The sequence below is a fragment of the Streptomyces sp. NPDC005574 genome (assembly GCF_040605435.1).
GTDB lineage: Bacteria > Actinomycetota > Actinomycetes > Streptomycetales > Streptomycetaceae > Streptomyces.
The window spans coordinates 1-19,504 of sequence record NZ_JBEXCW010000035.1; the positions used below are offsets into that span (position 1 = coordinate 1).

Below are 19,504 nucleotides of genomic sequence, written 5' to 3' on the forward strand. Positions count from 1 at the left end.
CGGCACACGACGGACTGACCGGGAGCGGAACGACGACGGGGGCGCCCGGCCGGGCGCCCCCTTCGTCGCGGTGCGGGGCCCCCTGCCGGTCCCCGCGGTCGGCCCCTCGTCAGCCGCCGGCTATGACCGCGGCCAGGAAGTCGTCCACCCGGACCTGCTCCCGGCCCGGCGCGACGACCTGGTGGGTCTGGCGCAGGAACGCGGCGATCCCCGGAGCCCACGCGAACACCACGGCGTGGTGGCGTTCCCCGTCGGCGCGGGCGTCGCCGTAGAAGTCCATGCGCAGCTCCTCCCACAGGCCGGTCGACACCGGGCGCATCCGCACGTCGCCCACGCCCACCGGCCGCAGCAGTCCGTCACCGAGCATCTCCCGGTCCAGCCGCCACTGCGCGAGGACACGGCCGTCGTGGCTGAACACCGCGGTGACGGCGAACGGGTCGTCGGCGTCGTAGCTGAGGTGGGCGAGCACCGGGAAGCGGTCCGTGGCGCCCGCCTGGAGCTGCACCACCAGCGATTTGTGCGTGAAGGAGTTCACGAGGGGGCCTCCGAGGGGGACGGACGTGGGGCACGTTCGGGCGTAGAGCCCTCTAGTACCCCCTCCGCGCACAAAATGCTCAGCTCTCCGAGGGATTCGTGCGCGCACCGCGCAGCGCCGTGATGCAGGTGGCGATCGCCTCCTGGAGGTCCTCCAGGCGCTCGACCATGTCGTCCTCGTAGAAGTCCTGGGCGTCGTCGAAGGTCAGCTCCTCGAAGACCTTCGTCGCCTTCTGCAGGCTGCTGTAGAACTTCGTCCGCCGTTCCTGGACGCGCAGTTCGGGATCGGCCTCCACGACGTCGGCGACGAGGGACTTCATGGTGTCGTAGGCCTCGCCGGCCCAGGGGCCGCAGTCCTCGCCGTCGTCGAGCTCGTCGAGCAGCGACAGGTGGCGTTCGGCCTCCTCGCGGAGGTCGGTGGGGGCGTCGATGGTCTGCCCCGCCGGGGTCTTGACCTGCCCGGACTCGGCGATCTGGCGGACGTATCCGATCCGGTCGGCCGCCCGGCTCTCGGTGGCGACGGCCTTCTTCAGGTCGTCGGTGCGCACCACGTCACGGGCCAGCTCCGCCTGCAGCTCGGGGTCCTCGCGGACCCGGTCCAGGAGCGCCTGGCGGGCCGCACGGGCGGTGGAGGGGTCGGCGAGGATCGCGGCGCGCAGCGCGGTCGGGTTCTCGGCGACCTCAAGGGCCTTCGTCGGCCGGATGCCCTCGGCCTCCGCGGCCTGGGCGATGGCGGTGCCGCGCTCGGAGGCGGCGCTGGAGCGGGAGACGTAGTAGCCGAGCCACACGTCGGCGTCCGGCAGCTCCACCTCCTGGCCCGGCGCCAGCGCCTCGAAGTGCGGGACCATGCCGTCGTCGGCGGCCCGGTCCCACGCCTTGTAGTAGCGCATGACGCGCTCGGCGGAGCAGCCGGCGAGTTCGGCGAACTCCTTCGCGGAGACCTTCGGTGTCTCGCCGGCGCCCTGGCCGCCGGGGCGGACGCTGCGGGCCACCATGAGGCCGAAGGCCCATCCTCCGGTCCGCGCGTAGGTCCCGAACTCGCGGGCGTCCCGCGCCACGAGGTCGGACAGGGGTGCGGGGGACGTCACGAACGTATCGGACATCTCGGATGTCTCGGGCGGAGAGATCGCTGCGGTTACGGGGGATACTCCTGGGCAGAACCGGGCTCGGACGGTACCCGCGCGGCGGACCGCGCCGGTACCGTCCGGCAGCCTATTGCGCCCCGGTGCCGTCCGCGGGACACCGCCCCCGCGCGGCGGCCGGCGCGGTGGGTGCCGCTTCAGTCGAGCGCGTCGTGCAGCGCCGGCAGCAGCTTCTTCGCCGCCCACTCCAGATACGCCGACTGCGAGTCGCCGCCGATCTGCACCAGGGCGATCTCCGTGAACCCGGCCTCGGCGTACGGGCGTACGGCCTCCACGAAGTCCTCGGGGTCGTCGCCGCACGGGATCGAGCCGGCGACGTCCTCGGGCGTGACGAACTGGGTCGCCGACTCGAAGGCGTCCGGGTGCGGCAGTTCGGAGTTGACCTTCCAGCCGCTGCCGAACCAGCGGAACTGGTCGTGGGCCCGCTTCACCGCCACGTCCCGGTCGGGGTCGTAGCACACCGGCAGTTGACCCACGCGGGGCTTGCCCGCGCCGCCGTGCCGGTCGAAGGCGTCGAGGAGTCCGGCCTTGGGCTCGGTGGCGATGACGAGGTCCGCGAGCCGGCCCGCGAGGGCGCAGGACCGCTCCCCGGAGACGGCGATGCCGATCGGCGGCGGCTGGTCCGGCAGGTCCCACAGCCGGGCCGACTCCACGTCGAAGTGCTTCCCGCGGTGGTTGACGTGACGGCCCTCGAAGAGCCTCCGGATGATCTCCACGGCCTCTTCGAGCCTCTCGTGCCGCACGTCGGCGGAGGGCCAGCCGCCGCCCACCACATGCTCGTTGAGGTTCTCACCCGATCCCAGGCCGAGCCGGAACCGCCCCTCGGACAGGAGCTGCATCGTCGCCGCCTTCTGCGCCACGACGGCGGGGTGGTAGCGGAAACTGGGACAGGTCACGTATGTCATCAGCGGGATGCGCGACGTCGCCTGGGCGGCCGCGCCCAGCACACTCCACGCGTACGGCGAGTGGCCCTGGGAGCGCAGCCACGGGAAGTAGTGGTCCGAGGTCACCGAGAAGTCGTAGCCGGCCTCCTCCGCGCGCACCACGTGGTCGACGAGGTCACGGGGGCCGGCCTGCTCGGTCATCATCGTGTATCCGAATTGCACCATAAGGGCCGGGTCCCCGGTCGACGGGGCCGAAAACCGGTCTCCGGCGACCTGTCGCCTCCTCGATCACCGGCCGGGCGGCGGGAGAGGATGACCGAATGACTGTCCAGCCGCTGCCCGTCAGCACTCCCGCCGCCCAGGGCGTCGACGCGTCCGGCGTCCACGCCTTCCTCGACGCCCTCGAAGCGGCGCCCGGTATCGAGCCGCACAGCGTGATGGTCCTGAGGCACGGTCACCTCGTGGCCTCCGGCTGGTGGGCGCCGTACACCGCCGAGCGCCCGCACCTGCTGTACTCGCTGAGCAAGAGCTTCACGGCGACGGCCGCCGGGATCGCCGTGGGGGAGGGGCTGCTGCGTCTCGACGATCCGGTGATCTCCTTCTTCCCGGAGTTCGAGGCCGACATCACCGACCCGCGCAGCCGGGCCATGCTGGTGCGGCACGTGGCGTCGATGTCCAGCGGCCATCTCGCCGAGACCTTCGACCTGGCCCGCGAGACCGACCGGACCGAACTGGTCCGCGGGTTCCTCCTGGTGCCGCCGGACCGCGACCCGGGGACCGTCTTCGCCTACAACCAGCCCGCCACCTACACGCTCGCGGCCATCGTCCAGCGCCTCACCGGGCAGTCCCTCACCGACTACCTGCGGCCGCGGCTGCTGGACCCGCTGGGTATCGGCGAAGTGGCGTGGCAGCGGGACCGGCACGGACGTGAACTGGGCTTCAGCGGTCTGCACGCCGCGACCGACGCGATCGCCAGGCTGGGCCAGTTGTATCTGCGGGACGGTGTGTGGAACGGCCGGCGGCTGCTGCCCGAGGGGTGGGCGGCCGACGCGACCCGCGCGCACGTCGCGACCGCCGACGCCACCGCCCCCGACGCGCGGTCCGACTGGCAGCACGGCTACGGCTTCCAGTTCTGGAGGTCCCGGCCCGGGTACGGGTACCGGGGGGACGGCGCGTACGGCCAGTTCTGCCTCGTGCTGCCCGAGCAGGACGCCGTGGTCGCGCTGACCGGGGCGACGACGGAGATGCAGGAGGTCCTGGACCTGGTCTGGGCGCACCTGCTGCCCGCCTTCGCATCGGCTCCCCGGACCGCGCGGCGGGGCGGGGAAGGCCAGGAGGACGGCGACGCAGCACTCGCCGGGCGGCTGGCCCGGCTCGCGCTGCCACCGGTGCCCGGCAAGCCCGCGCCGCCGGAGCGCGCCGAGGCGTGGCGGGACGCCCTGTTCACGCCGGACGGCGGTGTCTGCGCCGACCGGCCCACGCTCTCGGCGGTCGGCGTCACGCCGGAGGCGGACGGCTGGCGGATCACCCTCACCGAGGGTGGCGACCGGCTCGTCCTACGGCTCGGCGGCGACGCCGGCGGTGGTGACGGCTGGAGTGTCGCCGAGCAGCCGGTGCCGACCGCGCTGAGCGGGGGATGGACCGACGCGGACACCCTCGTCGCCGATGTGGTGTTCCTGGAGACACCGCACCGGCTGGCCGTGACCTGTTCCCTCCCGGAGGGGACCTTCACGGCGCGGTGGCGGACGACCCCGCTGGACCCCCGCCCGCTCCGCGTCCTGGGCGCGCCCCGGAACCCGGCCTGAGACTCAGCCCGACGTCTCCCGGAACGTGCGGAGGAAGGCGTCGAGCGCCGCACGGTTGGCGCTGTCGTCCCAGTCGGCGGCCGGAGTGGTCCAGCGCAGCGAGAAACTGCGGCCGCCGCCGAGCAGGAAACCGCGGCCGAAGGTGCGCACCCGGGTTCCGTCGACGGTGCTGAGCCACTCCATGTCGGCGGCCTTGTGGCCCTGGTAGGTCGTCGCCCGGATCGCACCGATCCGGCGGTAGCCGTCCTCCCCCTGCAGCTCCGGCTCGACGTCGTCCCGCCAGACGGCGACCGGGTCCGGGCCCGCCTGTTCGCTGTAGGTGACGGCGAGCGTGCGCGGGTCGTCGTCCGCGCCGAAGATCACGCGGTACGCGCTGTCCGCCGCCCGGGTGGTGTTCAGCCGCTTCCAGCCGGCGGGGAGGGCGACGGCGAACCCCTCCGGCGCCTCGTACCGGCGGAACCCGGCCGGCAGCGCGGTGGCGGTGGAGGCGGGGGAGGAGGCCGGGGCCGAAGCGGACGGGGACGGGGGACGCGAGGCCGCGGAAGCGGGGACGGACGGTGAGGCGGAGGGGGCCGGGTTCGTGGACGGCGCGGCGCTACGGCCCTCGGTGCGCTCACCCGCGCCCGCACCCGCGCCGGACCCGGAACCCGAGGCGGAGGGGCGCGGTGTCGGGTTGGCGGCGGAGGTGTCGGTGCCGGGCAGCTGCCTGGTCACGGCGAGGACGGCGACCGCCACGGTGACCACCGCGAGGGCCGTGCCCGCGGCCATCGCGCGCCGGTTCCAGCCGGAACCCAGGGCGTGGCCGCCACCGCGCAGCCGGGGGCGGCGCATCATCTGCGACGCCGTGTCGGGGTCCTCGCTCAGCACCCGCACGAGCGACTCGCGGACCACCGGGCGGGTCAGCCGCTCCCGGGAGTCCTTGCGGAGCAGCCCCTGCACGACCTGGGTGAGCGGCCCGGCGCGCACCGGGGTGCGCAGCGGCAGCCGGTCCACCCCGCGCAGCGTGGCCTCGGGCCGGTCCCGGTCCCGGAACGGCGGCCGTCCCTCGACCATCGTGTAGAGGATCGCGCCCAGCGCCCACAGGTCGGCGGCCGGCCCGATGCGATCGTCGCGGGCCTGCTCGGGGGAGGCGTACGACGGTGCGGTGACCCGCGGGACGAGTGTCGCGCCCGCCAGGCCGAAGCCGCTTACCACGACCGGTCCGTCCGTGCGCACATGGATCTGGTCCGGGCTCAGCTCGCCGTGGGTGATGCCCTCACCGTGCCCGGCCTCCAGCACGTCCAGCAGTTCCAGACCGATGCGGGCCGCCCGGACGTAGTTGAACGTGCCCTGCTGGGCGAGGAGTTGACCCAGAGGAACGCCGTCGACGCACTCGCCGACCGTCCACAGGGTGCCGGCCTCCACGACGGCGTCGACGACCTCGGCGACCCGGCCGGGGCACAGCGACGCCATGGCCTCCGAGGTGCGGACGACGCGTGCGGTGGCCCGCCGCGAGGTCTCGCCGTCCGGATCCGGTGGCAGGCCGATCTGGGTGAGGAGGCGGGGCCGTCCGGTCCCGACGTCCTCCCCGGACCAGCAGACACGGTTCGTCTCACGGTGCAGGACCTCCCCGAGCCGGTACCTTCCGGCGACCAACTCGTGTGTGGAGACGTGCGCCTTACCCATGGTCATCCCTCGCTGGACCCCTGGCTCTCACCTTTCCCCTAGGTACGACGCGTGTGACGGGGAGCGTTCAACGAATCCCCAACAACCCTGCGTTTTTTCTGCTTTTCCGCGTGCGGCGAGCAGGTGTGCGAAAAGAAGAAGCCGGGGCGCGTGCACGGAACGGCCCTGCGAGCTCCCCGTGGTGCGCTGCGGGCGCCGCAATTCCCGCGCGCTTACCGGCGGCAGCCGATTTCGGCCCCGACCTGGCGGTAACCGCCGGTAAACGGAAAGCGGCGCCGGTGAAAACGAACACGGTGAAATCGCGGGGCCGTGGCGGGAATCGGGCCCCGCGGGCGATCAGCGCAGTCCGAACCGCCGCGCCCACTCCATGACATCGCCGGTCGTCGCGTTCCCTCCGCACACGACGAGGCCGAGCCGGGCGCCGGGGCCGACCCGCTCCACGACCTGCCGGGCGGCGGGCAGCAGACAGCCCGCGGCCGGCTCGGTCCACACCTTGGCGTGGTCGGCGAGGTCCAGCGTGCCCTGGACGGCCTCCCGGTCCGGGACCACCAGGACGTCGGTGACCAGCGCGGACACATGGTCGTAGGTGAGCTGGGAGACGGAGGGCGCGCTCAGGGTGGTCACGATCGACGACAGCGCGACCGGCACCGGTCCGCCGCCCGCCAACGCCGCTGACATCGCCTGGGCGCCCTCGGTCTCCACGCCCCAGATCCGCACGTCAGGCCGCCGGGCCCGCAGCGCGACCGCGACGCCGGCGATCAGTCCGCCGCCACCGACGCTGACGACGACGTCGGTGAGGTCCCCGGCGTCCTGCGCCAACTCCAGCCCGACGGTGCCCTGTCCGGCCACCACCACGGGGTCGTCGAAGGGGTGGACCAGGGAGAGGCCCTCGTCCCGCAACCGGTTCACCAGGGCGAACGCGCTCGGCATGTCGTCGGTCAGCTGCACCGACGCCCCGGCGGCCCGGGCGAGCCCGACGGACCGGTCGGGCGCCGAACGCGGCATGACCACCGTGGCCTTGACGTCCAGGGCGGCCGCCATCACCGCCAGCGCGATGCCGTGGTTGCCGCCGCTGACCGCCACCACTCCGGCGGCCCGCTCCGCCTCGCCGAGCGACAGCAGCCGGGCGGTCGCGCCCCGCGCCTTGAACGAACCGGTGCGTTGCAGCAATTCGAGTTTCGCGGTCACGGGGACGCCGAGCAGCGTGGACAGACCGGGGCTCGGCACGGTCGGAGTGCGCACGACATGCCCGGCGATTTTCTCCGCCGCGACCTCGACGTCCGAAATCTCGATCAAAACAGTCACCTTTCCCGGCGGGCGGAGATGCCCGTCGCCTCGCACCCTGACGCGCCCCGCCCACGCGGGTCAAGAACGCTTCTACAGATCGCGCCGCACCAGGAATTCCAGTATCTCCCGGAGTTCGCCGGCGGCCGGTGCCGCCAGGGACACACCGGCGAGGGCCGCCTTCCCCGCGTCGGCGTGGTGGCGTGCCTCGGCCGTCGCCGCCGCCCGGCCGCCCGCCTCCGCGACCAGCGCCGCCGCCTCGGCGGGCTCGCCCCCGCGCTCCAGCAGGGTGGCGAGCCGGCGGGCCGCCGGGGTGCCGGAGCCGAGCGCGGCGAGCACCGGGTAGGTCTTCTTCCTTTCGCGCAGGTCTGCGTGCACGGGTTTGCCGGTGACGGCCGGGTCGCCCCAGATGCCCAGCACGTCGTCGACGACCTGGAAGGCGATCCCGAGGTGGCGGCCGGCGCGGTCGAGGGCGGCGACCGTGGCGGGCGGCGCGCCGCCGAGCAGGGCTCCGAGCGCCGCCGCGCAGCCGAGCAGTGCGCCCGTCTTGTGCTCGGCCATCGCCCGGTACTCCGCGGGCCCCACCTGCCCCGGGCCCGTCCAGTCGCGCGAGGCGAACAGCAGGTCGTCCGCCTGTCCGCGCACCAGGTCGGCCAGTGCCGCGGACAGCAGGCGGACCGCCGCGCCGCCCGCTCGGGACTCGGCCAGGATCTCGACGGCGAGCGCGAACAGGGCGTCCCCGGCGAGCACCGCCGGCCCGGTGCCGTACGCCTTCCACACGGTGGGGCGGCGGCGCCGGGCCTGGTCGCCGTCCATGATGTCGTCGTGCAGGAGCGAGAAGGCGTGCACGAGCTCCACGGCGACCGCCGCCGGCACTCCGGCCCGGCCGGGGGCGCCCGCGGCCTCGGCCCCGAGCAGCGCGAGTGCCTGCCGTACGCCCTTGCCGCCGGACGCGGCGGCCGGCGCGCCGCCCACCTCGCACCAGCCGAACGAGTAGGCCGCCATCTCACCCAGCCACGGATGCAGCCGGCCGACCGCCTCCCGCAGGGCGGGCGCCACGGACGTGCGGCACCGGTCGAGGACCTGGGGAGCGGCGAGCGGGGCCGGGGCCACCGAGTCGAGTGTCGTCACCGTACGGCCTCCGTGTCCGCGTCGATGCCCAGCTCCTGCTGGGCCCGGGCGACCATCGCCCGTGCGTGCCGCAGTCCGATCCGCTCCAGCACGCGGGCGAGGTCCGCCAGTTCCGCCGCCGTCTCGTCCCGGTCACGGCCGAGCCGCGCCAGGGACTTGGCCAGGCCGAGCCTGGCCAGCGCCTCCCCGCGCGGCTCGCTCATGGCGCGGAATCCGGCGAGCGCCCGCTCGTACCAGTCGCGGGCCTCGGTGTAACGGCCCGAGCGGTACAGGACGTTGCCGCGCATCTTGTGGTTGTAGGCCAGCGCGCTGGACAGCCGCATCTCGCGGCAGGTGGCCTCCGCCTCGGACAGCAGGGTGAGTGCCCGCTCGGTGTCCCCGTCGCGCACCGAGACGACGTCGGCGAGTCCGCGCAGGGCCCAGGCGTGGCCGCGCCGGTCCTCGGCCCGCTCGGCTATCTGGGCCGCCTCCTCGAACAGGGCGTACGCGGAGTCGTACGCGCCGGTGTTGCGGTGCATCTGCGCGATGCCCTCCAGCGCCCACACCGTGTGCCGGGCCTCGCCGCGCCGCCGGGCCTCCGCGAGGAGCTGCTCGTGCAGCCTGCCGACGGCCTCGTAGTCGCCCTGGATGCGGCCGGTCTCCGCGAGACCCGCGAGGGAGTAGCCGCGTACGACGACGTCCCCGCCCTGCTCGCCGAATTCGGCCGCGAGGTGCAGCAGTCGTCGGGCCAGGGGGAACGCCCCGCGCTGCCGGGCCAGCGTGCCGCCGCTCCACAGCGCCCAGGCCATCGCCGCGGTGTCCCCGGCCTGACGGGCGGAGCGGTAACTCGCCTTCCACGCCCGCTCCGCGTCCCCGACCTGGCCCAGCCGGCGGTGGGCCTCGGCGACCGCGAGCCCGGAGCGGGCCGCCTCGTCGTGCCGGCCCGCCCGCTCGGCCGCCCTCAACTGCTCGGTGCCGGCGGCCAGTACGTCGGTCAGCGAGGAGTTGACGGACAGGGTGGTGAGGGCGCCCTGGTATTCCGGGGCGAATGCCTTGCCGTACATGAATCCCTTTCGGTCCTCCTATACCCGCCATGTATACGCTCTGTGTATACATGGCGGGTATAGTACGTCGAGAAGATGCCCCGACCCCTAAGGGCCAGGGCGTCATCCGTTGCCGATCAAGACGTCGGCGGGACCGGGCGGGTTGCCCGTGAGGCGCAGATCACTCCGAGGGCCGCGGAGCGGAGATGCGGGTCGCGGCTCAGGGACGGGGGCGGGGCGAGGTCGCCCGGGGGCCGGTTTCCCGCGTATCCTCCCGCGCCACAGGTCCCGCGGCGCCCCCGCCGGGACCTCAGTGCTGCTGCGCCTTCTGCGGCGTCACCTCGCTCGGCCGGACGACCACGTGTCCCTCGCCCTGGAGCATCAGCTGGACGGCCTCGCCCGAACCGCCGCGCAGCATCGACCCGATGGACTGCGAGCGGTGCAGCGAGGTGTCCAGACCGGAGGTCCAGCCCACCACGGCGTCCGTGTCGACGTACACCGGGTACTGCGGCGAGACCGGTATGACCAGCGGGTTGCCCTCACACACCAGGCCGAGCCTGCCCTGCCCCGTGAAGACACTGTTGAACAGACCGCCACCGGCGATGCCGGCCCCCTTCACCGTCGCGATCCGGTACGCCAACGAGGCGTCGAAACACAGGACGTTGCGGCCGTTGACCGTGAACTCGTCGCCGGGGTTCACCTCGACGACGAAACAGTTCTGCGCCTCGTGCGCGAACCAGGCCTCGCCCTGGCCGCGCACCGCCATCAGCGGCAGCCCCTCGCCGGTCATCGCCCGCTTGAGCATCCCGCCGACGCCCTGGCCCTTGCGCTCGAACTGGAGGTTGCCGCGATAGGCGATCATCGCGCCCTGGCGGGCCAGCATCTCGCCCTGCACCACGTACCTGACGCACTTGGCGTTCTCGACCGTCATGCCCGGCTCGGTGGCCGGCCGCACCATGTGCTCACTGAAAAACAGATCACCCTTCATGCGCGCATCCTGTCCCGGAGGCATCCGTTCCGCCAAGATCGCGTACCGGCCCGCCCGTTGTGTGCCCGGGACGCGTCGGTCAGGCGCCGAACAGCTGGGTCCAGTAGGTGCCCGCGGCTCCGCCGCCCGCGAATCCGACGCCGAGGTGCGTGAAGTCGGGCCTGAGGATGTTGGCGCGGTGGCCGGGGCTGTTCATCCAGCCCTCCACCACCTCGGCGGGCGAGCGCTGACCGCAGGCGATGTTCTCCCCGATCGTGCGCCGGGTGCTGCCCGCCCCGGCCGCACGGTCCCACGGCTCGGAGCCGTCGGGCGCGGTGTGCGCGTAGAAGGCGCGGGCGACCATGTCCGCGCTGTGCGCCCGCGCCGCGACGGCCAGCAGCGGGTCGACCGCGAGCGGCGGCAGCCCGGCGCCGGCTCGTTCCCGGTTGGTGAGGGCGACCACGTCCGACTCGGTGCGCGCCAGCCCCTCGGGGGTGAGCGGCCGGGCCCACAGCGCCGTCCAGTACGTGTCGCCGGAGGGGCCACCGGTCACGGACGCCATCCCGGCGTGGGTGAAGGCCCGGTCGTGCAGGGTGCGTCGCGCCCGCGGCGTGCGCAGGCAGTACGCCACGAACTCGGCGGGCGTGCGCGGCCCGGAGACCAGGTGCTCCCCGATCGTCAGGTAGGCGCATCCGGTGGCGGTGACCCGCTGGTGCACCGAGACGCCTTCGGGTCCCTCGGCCGACAGGCGCCCGGCGGCGGCCATCGCCGAGGCGTGGGCCCGGGCCGCGGCGGCCAGCCGAGGGTCGGACGACACCGGCGGTGAACCCGCCTGCGCGCGGGCGGAGTTGACCGGCGCGAGGAAGGGGTCCGAGGCGTTCGTTGGTGAACCGGTCCGGGTGCGCGCGGAGTCGGCCGGGTCGCGGAAGGGGCCCGGTGCGATCACGGGTGCGGCGGGCGGGGGAGCGTCGTCGACGACGTCCACCCCGAAGTCGCGGGCCAGGCCCGCCAGTCCGTCGGCGTAGCCCTGTCCCAGCGCGCGCAGCTTCCAGCCGTCGCCGCGCCGGTAGATCTCCGCGAGCAGCAGCACGGTCTCCGGCCCCGGTCGCGGCGGGGCGAACCGGGCCAGCGTGCGGCCGTCCGCACCGCCGACGTGCAGGGTGGGCGCGGGCAGCCGGCTCAGGTCAGTGCCGGGCTCGGCGGGGCCGACCACCACGGTGACCCGGGTGGCGCCGGCGCGCAGCGACCGTGGATCGACGCGCAGCGTGCCGCCGGCCAGCCGGGCGCCGGGCACGGACGGCTGGTTGTAGAACACGAAGTCGCCGTCGCCGCGCACCCTGCCGTCGTCGCCGGTGATGAGCGCGGACACGTCGAATCGGCCGGGCACGCGGACGGTCAGCGCACCGACCGGCAGGGGCACGTTCCCTCCGGGGACCAACTCGCTCATGGCGCCGCCCTGGTGTCGTGGCTCGAAACCCGTCGCGGGTGTCCGGACAACGTCCACCAGGGCGTGCGGGTTCCCCGCCCCGCCCCGCCGGTCGCGGGGCGGGGTGGGGAACCCGCGAGGGTCAGTCGCGGGTGGTGGCGGCCGGCGTGGCCCCCGCGGTGACGTCCTCCGGTCGCTCCGCCGGTGCCGTGCCCCGGTCCGGCCGGACCGCCCCGCCGCGTCGCGTCATCGCCGGTGTGCCGCAGAACGCGGACTCCAGGGTGCGCAGCATCGTGGTGTGCACCGGGCCGTTGTTGGAGGTGTTGGCGACCGCGGTGAGCGTGCGCCTGCCGTCCTTCGAGGCGAACGCGTAGGAGTAGTAACCCTGGACGGCGCCCGTGTGCCCGTACACGGAGACACCGCACGACAGGTCGCGCCGCCGCAGACCGAGCCCGTAGGCCTGTCCGGCGCCCGCCGGCAGCCAGCGCTCCATCTGCGCGAGCTGGGCGGCCGAGGTCAGCCGGCCGCCCAGCAGCGCGGACAGGAAGGTGCTGAGGTCCCGGGTGCTGGAGATGACCGCGCCCGCGCTCTGGGCCCACGACACCGTCTGCTCGGTGGCGTCGACCGGGGCCGCGCCCGCCCGGTCCTGGGTGAGGTAGCCGTTGGCGTGGCGGCCGGGGATACGCGTGTCGGGGTGCACGTAGAACGTGTCGGTGAGGTGGAGCGGTTTGATGACGCGGTCGGTGTACGCGGTGGCCACCGGGTGGCCGGTCAGCTTCTCGATGAGCAGACCCGCGACCACGAAGTTGGTGTTGGAGTAGGAGTAGGCGGCGCCGGGCGCGCCGGTCCGCGCGTGCCGCAGGGAGCGGGCGACCAGCTGCCGGTAGGTGAAGACCTTGTTCCGGACCGCCTCGAACCCGCTGACCGAGCTCGCGAACATGTCGTTCGTGTAGTCGTAGAGGCCGCTGCGATGGCCCAGTACGTGCCGGACCGTGATCCGGTCGTCCGGCAGCAGCCCCGGCAAATAGTGGTTGACCGAGGTGTCGAGCTTCAGCTTCCGCTCGTCGACCAGTTGCAGCAGCACCACGGCCGAGAAGATCTTGGTGATGCTGCCGATGCGGAAGCGGTCGGCGCCGTCCAGGGCCCGGCGTGTCCTCCGGTCGGCGAGGCCGACCGTCACCCCGCTGACCGTGCCGCGGTCGTCGATCCGGGCCATGGCCCCCGGCGCGCCCTGGCCGAGAGCGGTGCGCAGGGTGGCGCGCAGGCTCGCGAGATCCGGCTGCGGCAGCACGGCCGCCGAGGCCCGGACCGTGGGGGTGCCGGCCGCCTGCGGCGCGGCCTGCGCGTCAACCGCCAGCAGGGACAGCGCGAGCGCCCCCGCAACGGCCCCGCCGCGCATCGTTGCTGATGCCATCCGGGTCATCTCCTGTCTCGTGGGTGTCAGTCCGCCCGGAAGGGATGCGAGATGCGTCACATCCGGGCGGGGCAACCATCTCGCATCCCGTCACATCTCCACAGGCGACGCACAGTTGATGGTCCACTGATCACCTAATGGCATGAAAGTGCAAAGTATTGCCATAGATGATCAGGAAAAAGACTGATAAGCCTTTACATGTCCATGACTCATCCGTAAGGGTTTCGTTCCGGGGGCCGACCAGCCTCCGTGGCGGCTCAGGGCGCCACGCCTCGGGGTGGCCGGCGCTTCCGACCGCCTCTGAACGAAGGACCCTCATCAGTGCGTAGAGCCCACATACGCAGCCTGGCGGTCGCCGTCGCCGTGACGACGGCCGCCACGGGCCTCGCGGGCACGGCCTTCGCGGACCCGGCCACGGGGGCGGACCAGGCCACGGCCTCCGCCGGTGCCGCCGACGGATCCGCCGCGTCCGTCGTCCGCGCGGCCCGCGCCGCCGCCCTCGCCCACGCCTCCGCGACGGGTGTCACCCAGGGCGACGAACTGCACGCCCAGGACGTGATGATCGACCCCGAGGGCGCGCGGCACGTCCGGTTCGTCCGGACCCACCAGGGCATGCCCGTCCTCGGCGGGGACCTCGTCGTCCACCTCACCCGGCAGTCGGCGTACGCCGGCGTCACGCGGGCGGCCGACCATGCCGTCGCGCCCGCCGCCTCGGCCAAGCTGACGGCCGACCAGGCGCAGGCCAGGGCCGCCGCCGTCGCCAAGGGCGACGCGGGCACCGCCCAGCTCGTCGTCGACGCCCGTGACGGCGCCTCCGCCCTCGCCTACCAGGTGCGGGTCAGCGACAGTGCGACCACCGACGCCGGCGGTTCGCGGACCGTCGTCATCGACGCCGTCACCGGCAAGGTGCGCAGCAACGCGCCCGACAACGACGAGTTCCTCTCGCCCCGGCTGCTCGACACCCTGCGCGAGCGCGGGGAGACGCTCGACCCGGCCACCGGATTCACCTCGCAGCCCACCGGGCTCGCCGCGAACTCCACGGCGGCCGCCGTGCACTACCCGGTGAAGGCCACGGGCACCGGCTACTCGCTGTTCGCCGGCAAGGTCACGCTGAGCACCACGCAGACGGCGCGCACCAGCTTCCTGCTCAAGGACACCACCCGCTGGGGCACCGAGACGCGGGACGCCAAGGGGCAGTACCTGGAGGACTTCGGGCTGGGCAAGAAGCTCACCAGCACGACCGACAAGTGGGGCAACGGCAGCACCTCCAGCCGGGTCAGCGCCGCCGCCGACGCCCAGTACGGGGTGGCCAAGACGCTGGACTTCTACAAGAAGACCTTCGGGCGCAAGGGCATCAAGGACAACAGCAAGGGCGCCCGCGCCATGGTCCACTTCGGCAAGAAGGTGGCCAACGCGTTCTGGGACTCCTACTGCGGCTGCATGCTGTACGGCGACGGCGACGGCGAGATGTTCAAGAAGCCGCTGGTCGTCATCGACGTCACGGGCCACGAACTCACCCACGGGGTCGTGGACGCCACCGCCAAGCTGGAGCCCACCCGCGTCGACGCGGACGGAAACCAGTACGGCGAGGCCGGCTCGCTCAACGAGTCGCTCGCCGACATCTTCGGCTCCAACGTCGAGTTCAGCGCCAACAACGCGAAGAACCCGCCCAACTACCTCGTGGGCGAGAAGCTCGGACTCGACCAGAAGTTCCTGCGCCGCCTCGACCACCCCTCCCTCGACGTGCTCGAGGGCACGATCGACTACTGGGACCCGTCGACGTACGACGCCGAGGTGCACGCCGGTTCCGGTGTCTCCTCGCACGCGTACTACCTCCTCGCCGAGGGCAGCGGCCGCAAGCGGATCGGCAGCGTCACCTACGACTCGCCGACCTACGACGGTCTGCCGGTGGCGGGCATCGGCCGCGCCAAGGCCACGAAGATCTACTACCGGGCCCTGACCCGGTACATGGTCTCCACGACCGACTTCCACGACGCCCGGGTGGCGACGCTGAAGGCGGCGAAGGCCCTCTACGGCCTGAACAGCACGGAGTACAAGGCGGTGAACCGGTCCTGGGCCGCCGTCAACGTGACCTCCGCCAACCGGCCGGCCGCACAGCGCTGACGTCCGACCGGCAGAAGTGACCCGGACGCCCCGCCCCGCGGCGGGGCGTCCGGTGTCTCCCCGTGAGCATCCGGGCCCGACGCCGGTGCCGGTGCGGACCCGGGTTCAGACCCACTGCCGCTCCACCTCGTCGCCGACGGCGAACTCCCTCTCGCAGGACGGGCAGCGGCCCGTGCCGAACACCTGGGTCAGCGCCCGCGCGACCGCTGGCTGCCCCGCCCGCACGGCCTCCTGGTGGAGCCGCGCGCCGATGCCCTCCAGCCGCGCCGGATCGGCCGGGGACAGCTCAGCCCGGCCCTCCGTCGGCTCCGCGCCCGCCGCGGTCACGTAGTCACCGGACGAGACGAAGGTGCCGTAGGAGCCGAACGCGACGAACAGGCCGGCCTCGCATCCCGGGCACTCGAGTTCGTACTCCTCGCTGTTGACGCCTTCCAGCGCCTCGGCCCACACGCTGTCGCCCTCGAAGGCGAGGACGGCCATCTGCAGGTGGACGAAGACGCTCGGCTCCTGGTCCGGGAGGGTGAGCAACTCACGTGCCGCGACGAGCAGTTCGCCGATCTCGCGCGCGTACCGCTCGCGGCAGGCGGGGTCGGGGTCCGACATGACCGCCCCGGCCATGGCCACCGCCTGGACCGGATCACCGGGCGTCCGGCCCCGCGCGATGTCCGTGAGCAGCGGTATCGCCGCCCAGCTGGCGTCGTAGACCGATCCCTGGTGGCACAGCGCCCCCCACAGCTCGGCCCACACCGCGTCGTCCTCGCTGCCGCCGAGCCGGGCGAAGAGCAGGGGGATGTCCTCGGCGCTGCCGTAGGCGTGGGTCAGCTCGGACCAACCGGTCGTCGTCATGCGGCGATTGTGCCGCCCGCCACCGACAACCGGCCTCCGTCGAATCCTGCTTCTTTTATTGACGGCGGAAAAGAACGCCCCTAGGTTCTCCGGCATGCGCTCCACCCGCCGTGCCGAGACGTTCCCCGCGAACACCCCGGCCGCCTCCCAGATCTTCACCACCGTCCTGTCCCAGGGCCCCCTGACCCGCCTGGAGGTGGCCCGCCGCACCGGGCTGTCCCCGGCCGCCGTCACCAAGGCCGTCCGGCCGCTGATCGAGGCCGGATACCTGGTGGAGGACGTGGACGCGGACGCCCGGCCCGCGCTCGGACGGCCCGCGAACCTGGTCCGGGTCGACGGCGGGCGCGCGCTGTTCCTCGGGGTCAAGGTCACCGGCGACGAGATCATCGGCGTACTGACGGACCTGTGCTGCCGCATCCGCGTCGCCCGCCATGTGCCGCTGCCCGCCCGCGACCCCGCGGCGGTGCTCCGCTTCACCGCGGAGCTGGTGGGCGAACTCCTCGCCGAGGCCGACCGGTTCGGCGTACGGGTGCAGGGCCTCGGCATCGCCGTATCCGGGGACGTGGACCGCGGCGCGGGAGTGGTCCGCTACTCGCCGTTCCTGGAGTGGCGCGACGTACCGCTCGCGGAACTCGCCGCCATGACCACCGGACTGCACGTCACCGTCGACAACGACGTGCGGGCCCTCACCGTCGCCGAGCAGTGGTTCGGCGCGGGAGCCGGGCTGTCCGACTTCGCGGTGGTCACGGTCGGCGCGGGCATCGGCTGCGGCCTCGTCGTGCACGGCCGGGTGGTCCACGGGGCGCACGGCGTGGCCGGGGAGATCGGACATGTGACCGTGGACCCGGCCGGTCCGCCCTGCCACTGCGGCAACCGCGGCTGCGTGGAGGCCGTCGCGGGAGACGCCGCGATCGTCCGGCAGATCCGCGAGGCCACCGGCATCGAGATCACCGACACCGCCCAGGCCGTGGCCCTGGCCCACGACGGCGTCGCCGCGGCCCGCGCGGTCTACGCCCGGGCGGGCGAGGCGATCGGCCGCGGCATCGCCACCGTGGCCAACCTCCTCGGGCCCGAACGCGTGATCATCTCCGGCGAGGGGCTGGCCGCCCACGACCTCTTCGCCGAACAGATCCGGGACGCGTTCGCCGCGGCGGCCTTCGGATCCGCCGCCGAGTGCGACGTCCAGACCCGCCCGCTGCCCTTCGAGGAGTGGGCGCGCGGGGCCGCCGCCACCGCGATCCAGTCCTTCATCACGGCGGACCGCTGAGGTGCCGAGCCGCAGCCCCCGAACCGCGGGACCGCGGCCCCCGAACCGCAGTCACCGAGCCACAGACCGCTGAACCGCAGCCCCTGAACCGCAGTCCGCCGAACCGCAGACCTTCGATCCGTACCCGCCCGCACGACCGAACCCAGGAGGCAGACCCATGCGGTCACCCTCGTACTCCGTCCTGCCCGCACGAGCCCTGAGAGCCGTGGTGGTCCTGGCCCTCACCGCAGGCGTCGCCACCGCCGTCCCCGCCGCCCACGCCGGCACCACCGGCCCCTCCGCCCGGACCGCTGCTCCCGCTCTCGCGGCCAAGCCCTACATGGGCTGGTCGAGCTGGAGCATGCAGTCCTCGAAGTACCCGGGCCTCAACCCGGACGGCGACTACAGCTACCTCACCCAGGCGAACGTCCTCAAGCAGACCGACGCCCTCGCCGCCAAGCTGAAGAACTTCGGCTACGAGTACGTCAACATCGACGCCGGCTGGTGGCGCGACCAGACCTGGAAACCGCACTTCGACCAGTACGGCCGCCAGGAGGCCGACCCGCAGCGCTTCCCCAGCGGCATGAAGGCCGTCGCCGACCGCATCCACGCCAAGGGCCTCAAGGCCGGCATCTACCTGCCCGCCGGTCTGGAGAAGGAGGCGTACGGCGACGGCAAGATCCCCGTCCAGGGCGCCGACGGCTGCACCACCGCCGACATCGTCTACGGCGACCTGCGCACCACCAACGGCTGGGACAGCTCCTACAAGCTGGACTTCACCCGCCCCTGCGCCGAGAAGTACGTCGACTCCCAGGCGCGGCTGATAGCCGGCTGGGGCTACGACTTCCTCAAGCTCGACGGTGTCGGACCCGGCTCCGGCAAGAGCGGCGACCAGTACGACAACGTTGCCGACGTGGCCGCCTGGCACCGCGCGATCGCCGCCACCGGCCGCCCGGTCCACCTGGAGGTGTCCTGGTCCCTGGACATCGGACACGCCGCCGACTGGAAGAAGTACTCCAACGGATGGCGCATAGACACCGACGTCGAGTGCTACTGCAACACGCTGGTCAGCTGGGAGAACTCCGTCGACGACCGCTGGGACGACACCCCGGCCTGGACCCGCCACGCCGGCCCCGGCGGCTGGAACGACCTCGACTCGCTCGACGTCGGCAACGGCGCCATGGACGGCCTCACCAAGGCCGAGCGGCAGAGCTACGCCACCCTGTGGGCCATCGCGAAGTCCCCGCTGTACACCGGCGACGACCTCACCCGCCTCGACTCCTACGGCCTGTCGCTGCTGACCAACCGCGAGGTCATCGCCGTCAACCAGGGCGACACCCTGCCCGCACGCCCGGTCACCCCGTCCGACGCCCAGCAGGTGTGGGCCGCCGGGAACCCCGACGGCACCTACACCGTCGCCTTGTTCAACCTCGCCGACGCCCCCGCCTCCGTCACCGCCCGGTGGGCGTCCCTCGGCTTCACCGGCAAGGCGGCCGTCCGTGACCTGTGGAACCACGAGAACCTCGGCAGCCACGACGGCAAGGTGACCCAGGCCCTGCCCGCCCACGGCTCCCGCCTGTTCACCGTCACCCCGCGCGGCGGTGCGCTCACCTGGACCGCCTACGAGGCCGAGTCCGCGGCCAACACCCTCAGCGGCAACGCCTCCGTCTCCGACTGCTCCGCCTGCTCCGACGGCCGCAAGGTCGGCAACCTCTACCTCGGCGGCAAGCTCACCGTCAACAAGGTCGTCGTCGACAAGGCGGGGACCTACCAGGTGAAGGTCGCCTACATCAGCGGTGACGCCCGCTCGGCCGACGTCTCCGCGAACGGCGGCGGGGCCACCCGGCACAAGTTCCCCGCCACCGGGGACTGGGGGACCACCGGCGCGGTCAGTGTCCCGGTGACGCTGAAGGCGGGCACCAACACCGTCACCTTCGACAGCGGTTCGGGCTACGCGCCGGACATCGACCGGATCGACGTCCCCAAGTCGTCCTGACCGATTCTCCAGGAGCCC

15 protein-coding genes are annotated in these 19,504 nt (G+C 73.2%); 4 read left to right on the forward strand and 11 right to left on the reverse strand.

Features of this window, described 5'->3' with window-relative positions; all coding sequences use genetic code 11:
• Window positions 1-109: 109 nt before the first annotated feature.
• The 3 genes from ABZT03_RS22555 to ABZT03_RS22565 form a co-directional block, all read right to left on the reverse strand.
• On the reverse strand, window positions 110-535 hold the full coding sequence (locus ABZT03_RS22555) for an SsgA family sporulation/cell division regulator (protein WP_356041951.1): 426 nt from the start codon (window positions 533-535) through the stop codon (window positions 110-112).
• Window positions 536-614: 79 nt separating this feature from the next.
• The gene (locus ABZT03_RS22560) at window positions 615-1,637 is read right to left on the reverse strand and encodes a hypothetical protein (protein WP_356041952.1); all 1,023 of its coding nucleotides are present in this window, start codon (window positions 1,635-1,637) and stop codon (window positions 615-617) included.
• A 176-nt stretch (window positions 1,638-1,813) separates the two neighbouring features.
• On the reverse strand, window positions 1,814-2,785 hold the full coding sequence (locus tag ABZT03_RS22565; protein ID WP_356041954.1) for an LLM class F420-dependent oxidoreductase: 972 nt from the start codon (window positions 2,783-2,785) through the stop codon (window positions 1,814-1,816).
• Window positions 2,786-2,880: 95 nt separating this feature from the next.
• Between ABZT03_RS22565 and ABZT03_RS22570 the strand changes: the two genes are divergently transcribed.
• A complete protein-coding gene (locus ABZT03_RS22570) occupies window positions 2,881-4,365 on the forward strand; it encodes a serine hydrolase domain-containing protein (RefSeq protein ID WP_356041956.1) in 1,485 nt (494 codons plus the stop codon).
• Window positions 4,366-4,368: 3 nt separating this feature from the next.
• Here the strand turns inward: ABZT03_RS22570 and ABZT03_RS22575 are convergent, their stop codons facing one another.
• The 7 genes from ABZT03_RS22575 to ABZT03_RS22605 all read right to left on the reverse strand — a co-directional run bounded on the left by ABZT03_RS22575 (window position 4,369) and on the right by ABZT03_RS22605 (window position 13,259).
• The gene (locus tag ABZT03_RS22575; protein WP_356041958.1) at window positions 4,369-6,036 is read right to left on the reverse strand and encodes a protein kinase; all 1,668 of its coding nucleotides are present in this window, start codon (window positions 6,034-6,036) and stop codon (window positions 4,369-4,371) included.
• A gap of 330 nt (window positions 6,037-6,366) precedes the next feature.
• On the reverse strand, window positions 6,367-7,326 hold the full coding sequence (locus ABZT03_RS22580; RefSeq protein WP_356041960.1) for a threonine/serine dehydratase: 960 nt from the start codon (window positions 7,324-7,326) through the stop codon (window positions 6,367-6,369).
• An 81-nt stretch (window positions 7,327-7,407) separates the two neighbouring features.
• The gene (locus ABZT03_RS22585; RefSeq protein WP_356041962.1) at window positions 7,408-8,445 is read right to left on the reverse strand and encodes a polyprenyl synthetase family protein; all 1,038 of its coding nucleotides are present in this window, start codon (window positions 8,443-8,445) and stop codon (window positions 7,408-7,410) included.
• Window positions 8,442-9,488, reverse strand: a complete 1,047-nt coding sequence (locus ABZT03_RS22590) for a tetratricopeptide repeat protein (RefSeq protein WP_356041964.1) — start codon at window positions 9,486-9,488, stop codon at window positions 8,442-8,444. Before ABZT03_RS22590 ends, ABZT03_RS22585 begins: the two co-directional genes overlap by 4 nt.
• A gap of 289 nt (window positions 9,489-9,777) precedes the next feature.
• Window positions 9,778-10,455, reverse strand: coding sequence for an AIM24 family protein (locus ABZT03_RS22595; RefSeq protein WP_356041966.1), 678 nt, complete (start codon window positions 10,453-10,455; stop codon window positions 9,778-9,780).
• A 79-nt stretch (window positions 10,456-10,534) separates the two neighbouring features.
• Window positions 10,535-11,881: a CAP domain-containing protein gene (locus ABZT03_RS22600; protein WP_356041968.1), complete on the reverse strand. Its 1,347-nt coding sequence runs from the start codon at window positions 11,879-11,881 to the stop codon at window positions 10,535-10,537.
• Window positions 11,882-12,002: 121 nt separating this feature from the next.
• Window positions 12,003-13,259 carry a serine hydrolase domain-containing protein gene (locus tag ABZT03_RS22605; protein WP_356042066.1) on the reverse strand — a complete coding sequence of 419 codons (1,257 nt, stop codon included), beginning with the start codon at window positions 13,257-13,259 and terminating at the stop codon, window positions 12,003-12,005.
• A 336-nt stretch (window positions 13,260-13,595) separates the two neighbouring features.
• On the opposite strand from ABZT03_RS22605, the gene ABZT03_RS22610 reads away from it, so the two are divergent.
• The gene (locus ABZT03_RS22610; RefSeq protein ID WP_356041970.1) at window positions 13,596-15,398 is read left to right on the forward strand and encodes a M4 family metallopeptidase; all 1,803 of its coding nucleotides are present in this window, start codon (window positions 13,596-13,598) and stop codon (window positions 15,396-15,398) included.
• A gap of 105 nt (window positions 15,399-15,503) precedes the next feature.
• Here ABZT03_RS22610 and ABZT03_RS22615 read toward each other — a convergent pair whose 3' ends face one another.
• Entirely contained in the window at window positions 15,504-16,244 is a 741-nt protein-coding gene (locus tag ABZT03_RS22615) for a hypothetical protein (protein WP_356041972.1), read from the reverse strand.
• Between the two features lie 94 nt (window positions 16,245-16,338).
• Here ABZT03_RS22615 and ABZT03_RS22620 point away from each other — a divergent pair, with 94 nt between their 5' ends.
• A complete protein-coding gene (locus ABZT03_RS22620) occupies window positions 16,339-17,511 on the forward strand; it encodes an ROK family transcriptional regulator (RefSeq protein ID WP_356041973.1) in 1,173 nt (390 codons plus the stop codon).
• A gap of 157 nt (window positions 17,512-17,668) precedes the next feature.
• The gene (locus ABZT03_RS22625; protein ID WP_356041975.1) at window positions 17,669-19,486 is read left to right on the forward strand and encodes a CBM35 domain-containing protein; all 1,818 of its coding nucleotides are present in this window, start codon (window positions 17,669-17,671) and stop codon (window positions 19,484-19,486) included.
• Window positions 19,487-19,504: the final 18 nt, after the last annotated feature.